We start from the raw sequence: 8669 nt of genomic DNA on the forward strand, positions 1-8669 counted from the left end.
TGCCCTCTGCGCAAGGGTTCAAACATGAGGGATAGCTTCCGGTAAGCTCCGAAAGAGGATTGGGGGAGGACGGCTCTCAAATTCTCAAACCCGTCTGCGAACCAGTTCCCGTACAATATCCTCTCCTGCCAGCTTGCTGGTGCGGTAGATATTCTGGCAGAAATTCCGCAAGCTGAAATCCATGCCGGGACTGCAACGGTCCAGAAGAACGCCGGTGATCGTAAAGCGCCGCACCGCCTGTTCCTGCCGCAATTCTTTTAGGAAATGCTCCGGCATTGCGCACTCTCCGTCAGAGATAAACACGATATCGGCATTTTCAAAGCCTTCCTCCCGCATAAGCCGCAGGGATTCCCACATAGGTGTTTCAAAGCTCGTGCCGCCGCCGAGGAACGTTTCGGCCGCTTTCATTTTATCGTCCATGGAGTACATACCGGACCGGAACAGATCTGTTTGGCACCGGCCACGGCTGGAGAAATGAACCAGAGCGAAATTACGTCCTCCACTGGCGGCAATCTCCAGCAGTGTCAGCGCCACGGCTTTGCCCCAGGCGGCGGGGTCTCCCTCTGTGGAATCGGATTCGTCCAGACAGCAAATGATGTCCCCCATGCCCTTATAGATGGGCTCCCGGCGTTGGTACTGCTTGATCTGCTTCCGCTGATACTTTTGCAGGAACAGCGGCATGGTCTTGGGAGAAGCCAGCATGGCCAGTTCCGAGGTAAGGGCCCTGGAAATGTCGCTGCCAAGCTCCAGGGAGTATTTTTCCCCTCGCCCGTAGGCGTAGCCGTTTCCCGGGCCTTTTCCTTGCTGAGGACCGCGTAAACGCTCTTGTCTCCTTCCTGGTACATGGAATACAGGCGGTTCAGGTCCGTGATACTCCGCACAACCATAGCATAGGTGTCCGGCAGGGTTTCCCCAATCTCCCGGACCCACTTTTGGGTGACATGGGAGGGGGACATGACGACGCTGAAGGTCTTTTCCACGCCTTTTCGGCGCTGGGAGGCCCACAAGCCGTACAGCGCGCCCAAGGCGGTGGAGCCGATCTTCGTTTTGCCGGACCCACATTCCGCAATAATAAGCGCGGCACCCTTGCGGTCCAGCTGGCGCTTGACGGTCTCCGCCACGGCGAGCTGGGCGTCGTAGAGGGAGTATCCGGCCTTCGACTGGATGTAGTCGTTGACGGCCAGCACCTCCTCTGATAGAGGCTCCGACGCTGGGTCAAACAGGGGCCGGAACTGGTCCCGGATGCGGTCCGCCACCGTGACGCCGAAGGTGTTGAGGTAGCTGGTGACGTTCGTCACATCCTCAAAGCCGTCCGGCTGGCTGGGACCTCCGCCGGGAATGGCGATGCTGCCGTCGGCAAGACCCTGCTCCAGGACCTCCACCACGTTCCGGTCCTCCGGCAGGAGGTCCAGTACCCAGGCGTCCAGGCGTTCCTTGATGGAATATACCTCCAGCGGCCGCAAACTGCCCCGGCTAATCAGGGCCTCCAGTACATAATCCCGGAAGGCCGGAATCAGCGGCGCGGCAGTCTTACGGTCCAACTCCGCAAAAAGCCGGTCCCGGTCCCCGGCGGGGCAGAAGATATAGCACTTGCGGGGCTGCTTTTGCCGGTCAAGTTTGTCCTGGGCTTTCTCCTGGGCGCTGTCCTTCTCCGGGACATCGGAATCCCCGGGGGGCTCCGCAGGCTGCATATCATCGCTGGCCATAAGGGTTGCGGCGGCATACGGACCGTCGTGGGAAAGCTGCCGCTGGTAGCCCTTGGGCCTGCTTTTTAGGGACACACTGCCCTCGCTCTGAACGGCCTCCACTGTAGCGCCGCCATAGATTGCGTCGGACATGGCCCGGACCATTTCCGGGTATCCGCCAAAACGGATAGCGCTGATGATCTGGTCCTCCCCGTTCGTTGGTCCAGCCGTTCCGGCGGGAGAGCTGAAAGCGGTTCAGGAGAAAGGTATAGGCCACCTTGGCGTCCAAGCTCATGTCCGCATACCTGGGGTCCGAGAACAGCCAGCGGGGCATCTGCATGTGGTAAATACTCTGGATATCCGTCTGCCGCATCAAGGGGAAATTCGGACGTTCTTTCATCTCTGCGGCCCTCATGGGCGCACCTCCTGTCAAAATAAAAGTCTTGTGATTCTGATAAAATAATGATAGAATACAGATAGAAAAGCGAGGTGGTGTTATGATGCACATTCGGCCCGTTTCCGACCTTCGGAACAAGTACCCGGAAATTGAGGAAACCGTTCTGAAAAGCGGGGAGCCGGTATTCCTCACCAAAAACGGATACGGCTCCATGGTGCTGCTCAGCCTGGAGCAGTACGCCGCCTTGACGGACGACGTGGAAATCGCCCTGGATGAGGCGGACCGGGCGGCGCGGCTTTCCGATACCCGCTATTCCGGCGAAGAGGTTTTCAGCCGAGTGAGGGGGCGTATCCGTGGGCGGAAGGCGTTATGAACTGCGGATACTCCCGCTCTTCGAGGAGGACTTGAACGGGATCGTGGATTACATCACGTTCCGGCTCCAGAATCCCATAGCCGCCGAAAATCTGGTGGATGCCATTGAGGCCGCGATACAGGAGCGGCTGCATTGCGTGGAGTCCTTTGAGCCCTACCGCTCCGCTAAGGAACGGCAGTATCCCTACTACCGCATCCAGGTGCGGAACTTCACAATCTTCTATGTAGTCATAGGCAATGTCATGGAGGTCCGGCGAATCTTATACAGCCGAAGGGACTTTAGTAAAATGATTTGAGTACAGCCCGCCGGGATTACCTCCCCGGCGGGCTGTCATCGTCTTCATCGCCGCTGTCCCGCACGGCCTCAATTTCCACCATGCCCAGACCGCCTCCCTGCTTCATATCCGGGATGTCATACTCCGGGAAGGCCGCTGGCGGGGATTCGGCTTGCGGAGCTTCTTTCGGCGTAGGGACGTTCTCTTGCGGCTCCGGCGCTGGAGGGGAGGCCGGAGCGGTTTTCGCCTGTTCTTCCTCCCGCCGCTTCCACTCCGGGGTGTAGTCAATGACCTTGCAGGATTTCAGCGTGTCATATCCCGGCAGCTCCTCCGGGGCCAGCTTGTACAGCAGGGCGGGCTTGTGCCCCTGAAACAGGGCGATGCACTGGCGCCGGTCCAAGCGCAGGATTTCGTCTGGCAGCATCAGGTCCCTCTGGGTATTGCTCCGGGTCTGGGAATAGGGCCGGGTGGACGTGTAGACGGGAGAGAACAGCGGCATGAGCGGCATCTGGTTATTGGTAACGGAGATCGTCACCTTGCCGCATTTCTTGGAGATGTACTCCGCCGAGGTCAGGTCGTTGCAGCCCATATAGAGAGTCTGGTCGAAGGTAGCCAGCTGGTTCTCCCACTCCTTGCCGGGGTACTTTTCCTGCCATTGGGAAAGGCTCTGCACCACCACCTGGCAGCTCATGTTGAAGCCCCGGATGCTGTTCAGTGCGTCCGCTATCCCGTCCATGTAGCCGATGTTGCAGTATTCGTCCAGGCAGAAGTTCACCAGAACGGGCAGACGGCCGTTCTTCCCATGAAGCCGGGCATAGTCGGAAAGCCTGGGCAGGGCCAGGGAGAAGAACAGGGAGCTGAGGAAGCGGTAGGCGCTGTCCTGGGCGGAGATAATGACGAAGTAGGCGCAGGGTTTTTGTCCCGGCAGCAGCAAGTCCACGTCATGAGTCCTTGGCTCGGAGGCTTCCAGCTCCGCCAGGATATCGCCGTAGCTTTCCCCGGCAAAGAGGAACGCCCGCCGGGCATCCCGGAAGCGGGCGGTCTGGTTGGTGAAGGTGTGCAGTTCGTCCGTCAGGGCCATCTTGCCGATACCGGGGCAGACGTAGTGCGCGGCACAGAGCAGGTCCCCCAGGCGGGCAATCGCCGCAATGCGGGTACTGCCCCAGGGATTTGCGCCCCGGCTTCTGGTGACGGCGGATAGAAAAAGGCTTGGGGAGTGAAGAAGGTTTTCCGCTGTTGTCGTGAACGGGTCAACGTAACCTCTGTAGGCTGTCAGAATCAAACCCGCCAGACGGAGCCGCCTCTGGATTGCATCTTTATGATAGGACTGCGCCAGTTCGGGAATCTTGTCCTTGGGCTGGCGCTTGAAAATGAAGCTGAGATTCACACCCTCCCCTGCCTCCACCAATGGGGCCAGCCAGCAGGAGCCGGCGGTGGTTGCGTAGCCGTAGCCCGTGACATAGAGGTAGGCGTGGTACACACTGTCCACCACGATATAGTCCCGGCTCTTGGTGTCCACAGTAGTAGGGGAGAGAATGTCCAGGATGGTGGTGGAGCCGGATTCCAGCTCTGTCAGGTCCGGCTTTTCCTCGCCCATCAGCAGGCGCTTGAGGGAAAACTTCTCCTGACTGTTCCTTTGGGCGGCGGGCTTTTTCTTTTTCGCCCTTGGCGGCGGAGCTTTCGCGGGTTTCTTTTTCAAAAGGGTATTCATATACTCACATCCTTTGCTTGAATTTATGGGGAAAATGCGTATAATGGAATTAGAAACGAGGAATGAAAAGAGGTCGTGCCCATGCCGGAACTTTGCATATTCTACAATATCGTTATAAAAATGCTCTACAGCGACGACGCCCAGCATCACCGGCCGCACTTCCATGTGTATTACAGCGAATACGAGGCGTCTGTCGGTGTGGACGGGGAGTTGTTGGCCGGGAGCCTCCCGGTAAAGCAGTTGAAGCTGGTCCAGGCTTGGGCGGCCATCCACGAGGAAGAGCTGTACATGGCATGGAACAAAGCGGTTCAGAATGTGCCGTTCGGCAAAATAGAGCCGCTGCGGTAAGGAGGGCGGAAATGTATATTGTAGACGGTATCGCGTATGCCGGAGAGAAGGAGCCGGTTATCAAAATCAGCGGCGTCCGGCCAATGGAGGACTACAAGCTGTGGCTGCGGTTCAGCACCGGCGAGGCAAAGGTTTTTGATTTCAAGCCTCTGCTGGAAAAGCCCGCTTTCGCTCCGCTGGCGGATAAATCCGTATTCAATGGAGTCTACATTGATTACGGCGTAACGGTATGGATGGGTGGGGATATCGACATTTCTCCGAAGTTCTTATATGACCATGCCGTTTCAGATGAAGGCGCGGCATAGGTGCTCAAGGGATACCGCTTGGCGGTATCCCTTGACTATTCCTCATAAATACCATGCACCGCCGTGGTCATATCGAACACACCCTCCGGCAGCTTCATCCGCCGGCTGGTGCGCTTGTTGATGATCTCATACAGCAGCTTCAGGATGAAATCGTCCGTGTACCGGGGCTCCAGCACCTCCAGCTCGCACACGTCCAGATACCGCCGGGCGGTGTCCGTCTCCTCGTTCAGACGCTGGATGATGGCGGCTGTGCTGCGGCCCTTGGACCTCATGTGGGCCGCGTACTGGAAAACCAGGAAGAAGCGGTGCCGGATGGCGTCGCTGGCTACCCCTTGGCCGATCTGGGCGATGTTGTCCTCGATCATCTCCCGGCAGGACTCGTTCTCCTCCTGTTCGGCAAAGCCCTTCATCCGCTCCACGTAGTCAGCGGTGTCCGCCGGGAGGGTCCGGGCCTCCAGCTGGAGATTGTCCGGGGCGATCTTCAGCCAGGCGGCGTAGCTGGCAATGATGTTCTGCCGATCATTGGCGGATTTCAGGTAGATGTTGACGGGCAGCACCTCCAAAATCTTAATGAAGCGATTGTCCCGGGTGACCACCACTCCGCCCCGGATGTTCTTGATGGGGAGCCACGCCTAGATGCTGTCCCGGTAGGCCCCGCCCCCGGAGGCGGTTTTCACCCCTCCGCCAAAAATCAGTTCTTTTACGTTCATTTCTTCGTACACTCCCCTCGGTAGGTAATGAGCCGCCGTCCCTTCCGCCAGCGCCACCAGGAGCCCAGCCAGCGGGTGAGGCTGTCGCCATTGATTCCAATGAGCCCAAAGCCTCCCACGGGCACCAGGACCGTCAGGGTGACGATGATCTTTGGCGTCATGGACAGCGGGACAAAGGCCAGGCACAGGTACAGGATGGGCAGGGTCAGGACAACCGCCTCAATGAGATTGCGAAGTCCAAACAGGCCCATGACCCGGCCAGCGTCGGTAAAGTTGGTAGGGATATAATAGGTTTCATTGCTCATTTGGATGTTCCTCCTCCCTGAGCAAGCGTCCCTTATAGTTCATGTAGTTTTCCTCCAAGGACCGCAGTTCCGTCTTTCGGGCGGCAATCACAAATTCTATGGCGGAGGCCATCTGCGCCTCCAGCAGGGGCGTGTCGGCAATTTCGCCAAGCTCTACGCGGCTGACATACTGCTTGGAAAGTCCGGCATGAGCGGCCAGCGCCGCCAGGGAAATATGATACCGATGCCGCAAAGCCCGCAGGTTGGTCTTGTTCTCCATGGCTTACTCCTCTATGTAGTCGATAGACGGAACCTTGCACCAGCCCCGCCAGCCCCGGCCCTCCACCTTTGTCCGCACGACGCCGTATTTGGTGCCCATGGCCTCGACGACGTAGCCGTTTCCGATATAGACGCCGATATGGCCTGTCTGCCTCCCCGGGAGGCCGCGCCAGCAGCGCCAGCCACGCCGGAGGCCGCGGCTGTCCCCGCCGCTCCAGCTACGCCAGCCGCGGCTTTCGCTCCTCCGGCGGCGGCGCTGGCCCCGCCTGTTGCCGCCGCACCCACGGTCTTTATAACCTTGGACGTGGCGCTGCGGAGCATCGTGTAGGCCAGCACACTCCCGAAGCCCTTGCCCCGGTCGCCGGTAATGGCGGGGTTCAGGCCGATACGGGTGATGATTTCATCCGCCTTTTTCGCTACCTTTACAATGGTGACAATCAGCACCATCCAGGGAAACACATCCAGGCCGCTGGGAACGGTTGACACCACGGATAAAAGCATCTTGAAAAACATGACGTTCGTCACCATCAGCAAACACATACTGCCGAACATCCGGCACCAGCCCGTGAAGATTTCCGACGTGCTTTTGCTGCCGCCCATGGAAAAGGCGAGCGGCGCTGTAATGGACAGCACCGCCAGAATGACATAACGCTCCGCCACCTCCAGAAGCAGCTTCAGCACCTTGAACATGATGATGATATCGAAGATGATGACCAGCAGCCAGGCCGCCGTAGCTTTTAACATTGTGCTTGCGATTTCCGCCGTCTGGTTCTTTATCTCCTATCAGATCGCGGTAAAGGTATATCAGAAACGAGATATTATCTGACTGTAACTCCATCTCCCCTTCAGGCCAGCGAGGCGGCTGCGGTTGCTCCGCTGGCTTTTTTAGAGCGAAAACATTTCATGACATACCCGCGGCATTTCATTACATCGGGGTTGCATCCCCGCTCTCCTTCTGTTAATCTGATAAGCTGATAGAAAAGCGTGGTGGTGAACATGATAAAAATTGCGGTCTGCGACGATGAACCGTTGATGATTCAGGAGCTTGCCGGCCATCTTGCGGATTATATGAAAGAAAATCTAATCACCGCTTACTCAGTCAGCAGTTTTCCCGATGGCCGCGCCCTGCTGGATGCGGTTGATCGCTTTGATGTGATTTTTCTGGACATCCAGATGGAGCATCCGGACGGGATGGAAACGGCCAAGCTGCTGCGCCAGCGGGGAGATCACAGCCTGCTGGTCTTTGTGACGGTGCTGAAAGAGCTCGTTTTCGACGCTTTCCAGGTAGAGGCATACGACTATCTGCTCAAGCCCCTGGACAGCGCCCGCTTCAAACAGACAATGAATCGGGTGCTCCGCTCCCTGAAACAGAGGACAGCCGAGGACATCGTGATTCAGAGGGGAACCGGCTGCGAGGTGGTTCTTCTCTCGGACATTGTGTACTGCGAGGTATTGGGCCGGAAAATCTACCTCCACAAAAGTGACGGGACAGTGAGCGACTACTATGACAAGCTGGAGGATCTGGAGCGGCGGGTGGACGGGCGCTTTTTCAAGTGCCACCGCAGCTTCTTGGTCAATCTGGACTATGTGCGGGGGTGTCAGGACGGGCAGGTCCTGCTGTTCCAAGGGGAGCGTATCCCCGCCTCCCGGCTGCGGGAGCGGGAGCTGACCCAGGCCCTTTTACGCTATATGAAAGAGAGGGGTATCTGATATGGACTATTTCGCTCTGCTTCTGGACAGTCTCTGCCTCCTTGTGGGACATGGGGTGATGCACATGGTCTTTATCAGCCGCCTCACCGGGAAGAAACTGAAAAAATGGTATTTTGCCGTTTATTTTCTCATCCTGGGTATGATTCAGCTTATCTCGGACAGGCTCGCCCTTGACGGGACACTCCCCGTTGGCGTGGGTGTGCTGGCGCTCTACGGACTCAGCCGCTATGGGATGGGAAACCAGCGGTCCGTGTCCTGGCTGGCCGCCGTGCTGTCCTTCTATATTTCACAGCTCTCCTTCGGGATCATCAACTCCGTGGAGGCGGCGCTCTTTCCACGCTTTATCGGCAGTCCGCTGTTTTATCTGCTGTTTTTGGCGGCACAGCTCCTGTTTCTTGTGCTGTGCGCCGGCTGCTATTATGCTGTACTGAAGCTGCTGGCCTGGACAGAGGACAGCCAGACGCCTTATATCGGACTTCTGCTGTTTCCCGGACTGTTTTTCTTTGCCTCGGAGCTGTATATCCTCCAGACCGCCTACAGCTTTTTTGCCCCCACCATTTCTCTGGAGGAGGTTGGCAGGCATAGTACGCTGC

The 8669-nt window shown here is 57.8% G+C and carries 13 protein-coding genes and 1 pseudogene; 6 read left to right on the forward strand and 8 right to left on the reverse strand.

The window, feature by feature from the left end; all coding sequences use genetic code 11:
• Positions 1-84: 84 nt before the first annotated feature.
• From Q1M04_RS13335 to Q1M04_RS16220, 3 genes and pseudogenes are all read right to left on the reverse strand, one after another.
• A complete protein-coding gene (locus Q1M04_RS13335) occupies positions 85-534 on the reverse strand; it encodes a hypothetical protein (protein ID WP_300346759.1) in 450 nt (149 codons plus the stop codon).
• On the reverse strand, positions 525-1850 hold the full coding sequence (locus tag Q1M04_RS13340) for a hypothetical protein (RefSeq protein WP_300346756.1): 1326 nt from the start codon (positions 1848-1850) through the stop codon (positions 525-527). Before Q1M04_RS13340 ends, Q1M04_RS13335 begins: the two co-directional genes overlap by 10 nt.
• A gap of 55 nt (positions 1851-1905) precedes the next feature.
• Positions 1906-2295, reverse strand: a pseudogene (locus tag Q1M04_RS16220) (replication initiator protein A); the annotation flags it as partial.
• On the opposite strand from Q1M04_RS16220, the gene Q1M04_RS13345 reads away from it, so the two are divergent.
• Entirely contained in the window at positions 2183-2455 is a 273-nt protein-coding gene (locus Q1M04_RS13345) for a type II toxin-antitoxin system Phd/YefM family antitoxin (protein WP_297294334.1), read from the forward strand. The pseudogene Q1M04_RS16220 and the gene Q1M04_RS13345 sit on opposite strands and share 113 nt — an antisense overlap.
• The gene (locus Q1M04_RS13350) at positions 2436-2750 is read left to right on the forward strand and encodes a type II toxin-antitoxin system RelE/ParE family toxin (RefSeq protein WP_300346754.1); all 315 of its coding nucleotides are present in this window, start codon (positions 2436-2438) and stop codon (positions 2748-2750) included. The genes Q1M04_RS13345 and Q1M04_RS13350 overlap by 20 nt, the downstream gene beginning before the upstream one ends.
• 16 nt (positions 2751-2766) lie before the next feature.
• Here the strand turns inward: Q1M04_RS13350 and Q1M04_RS13355 are convergent, their stop codons facing one another.
• Positions 2767-4440, reverse strand: coding sequence for a type IV secretory system conjugative DNA transfer family protein (locus Q1M04_RS13355; RefSeq protein ID WP_300346752.1), 1674 nt, complete (start codon positions 4438-4440; stop codon positions 2767-2769).
• Positions 4441-4521: 81 nt separating this feature from the next.
• On the opposite strand from Q1M04_RS13355, the gene Q1M04_RS13360 reads away from it, so the two are divergent.
• Positions 4522-4788, forward strand: a complete 267-nt coding sequence (locus Q1M04_RS13360; protein ID WP_300346750.1) for a DUF4160 domain-containing protein — start codon at positions 4522-4524, stop codon at positions 4786-4788.
• Between the two features lie 11 nt (positions 4789-4799).
• Positions 4800-5093, forward strand: a complete 294-nt coding sequence (locus Q1M04_RS13365; RefSeq protein WP_300346748.1) for a DUF2442 domain-containing protein — start codon at positions 4800-4802, stop codon at positions 5091-5093.
• A 35-nt stretch (positions 5094-5128) separates the two neighbouring features.
• Here the strand turns inward: Q1M04_RS13365 and Q1M04_RS13370 are convergent, their stop codons facing one another.
• The 4 genes from Q1M04_RS13370 to Q1M04_RS13385 form a co-directional block, all read right to left on the reverse strand.
• On the reverse strand, positions 5129-5692 hold the full coding sequence (locus Q1M04_RS13370; RefSeq protein WP_300346746.1) for a hypothetical protein: 564 nt from the start codon (positions 5690-5692) through the stop codon (positions 5129-5131).
• 107 nt (positions 5693-5799) lie between these two features.
• Positions 5800-6108 carry a PrgI family mobile element protein gene (locus Q1M04_RS13375; RefSeq protein ID WP_300346744.1) on the reverse strand — a complete coding sequence of 103 codons (309 nt, stop codon included), beginning with the start codon at positions 6106-6108 and terminating at the stop codon, positions 5800-5802.
• Positions 6098-6367 (reverse strand): helix-turn-helix domain-containing protein, encoded by a 270-nt coding sequence (locus tag Q1M04_RS13380; RefSeq protein WP_300346742.1) that lies wholly within the window; start codon positions 6365-6367, stop codon positions 6098-6100. The genes Q1M04_RS13375 and Q1M04_RS13380 overlap by 11 nt, the downstream gene beginning before the upstream one ends.
• A gap of 11 nt (positions 6368-6378) precedes the next feature.
• A complete protein-coding gene (locus Q1M04_RS13385) occupies positions 6379-7110 on the reverse strand; it encodes a hypothetical protein (protein ID WP_300346740.1) in 732 nt (243 codons plus the stop codon).
• Positions 7111-7362: 252 nt separating this feature from the next.
• Between Q1M04_RS13385 and Q1M04_RS13390 the strand changes: the two genes are divergently transcribed.
• Both Q1M04_RS13390 and Q1M04_RS13395 read left to right on the forward strand, forming a co-directional pair.
• Positions 7363-8076: a LytTR family DNA-binding domain-containing protein gene (locus Q1M04_RS13390; RefSeq protein ID WP_300448150.1), complete on the forward strand. Its 714-nt coding sequence runs from the start codon at positions 7363-7365 to the stop codon at positions 8074-8076.
• A gap of 1 nt (position 8077) precedes the next feature.
• A partial coding sequence (locus Q1M04_RS13395; protein WP_366140831.1) for a hypothetical protein occupies positions 8078-8669 on the forward strand: 592 nt, incomplete at its 3' end.

Origin of the sequence: uncultured Oscillibacter sp. (assembly GCF_950073225.1) — a bacterium.
In the GTDB taxonomy this organism is placed as follows: Bacteria; Bacillota; Clostridia; order Oscillospirales; family Oscillospiraceae; genus Oscillibacter.

What these genes read in the sequence shown, in the direction of transcription:
- Q1M04_RS13340 (WP_300346756.1), bottom strand. Translation starts at nt 1,850, where the DNA reads ATGGTCCGGGCCATGTCCGACGCAATCTATGGCGGCGCTACAGTGGAG.
- Q1M04_RS13345 (WP_297294334.1), top strand. Translation starts at nt 2,183, where the DNA reads ATGATGCACATTCGGCCCGTTTCCGACCTTCGGAACAAGTACCCGGAA.
- Q1M04_RS13355 (WP_300346752.1), bottom strand. Translation starts at nt 4,440, where the DNA reads ATGAATACCCTTTTGAAAAAGAAACCCGCGAAAGCTCCGCCGCCAAGG.
- Q1M04_RS13360 (WP_300346750.1), top strand. Translation starts at nt 4,522, where the DNA reads ATGCCGGAACTTTGCATATTCTACAATATCGTTATAAAAATGCTCTAC.
- Q1M04_RS13365 (WP_300346748.1), top strand. Translation starts at nt 4,800, where the DNA reads ATGTATATTGTAGACGGTATCGCGTATGCCGGAGAGAAGGAGCCGGTT.
- Q1M04_RS13375 (WP_300346744.1), bottom strand. Translation starts at nt 6,108, where the DNA reads ATGAGCAATGAAACCTATTATATCCCTACCAACTTTACCGACGCTGGC.
- Q1M04_RS13380 (WP_300346742.1), bottom strand. Translation starts at nt 6,367, where the DNA reads ATGGAGAACAAGACCAACCTGCGGGCTTTGCGGCATCGGTATCATATT.
- Q1M04_RS13385 (WP_300346740.1), bottom strand. Translation starts at nt 7,110, where the DNA reads ATGTTAAAAGCTACGGCGGCCTGGCTGCTGGTCATCATCTTCGATATC.
- Q1M04_RS13390 (WP_300448150.1), top strand. Translation starts at nt 7,363, where the DNA reads ATGATAAAAATTGCGGTCTGCGACGATGAACCGTTGATGATTCAGGAG.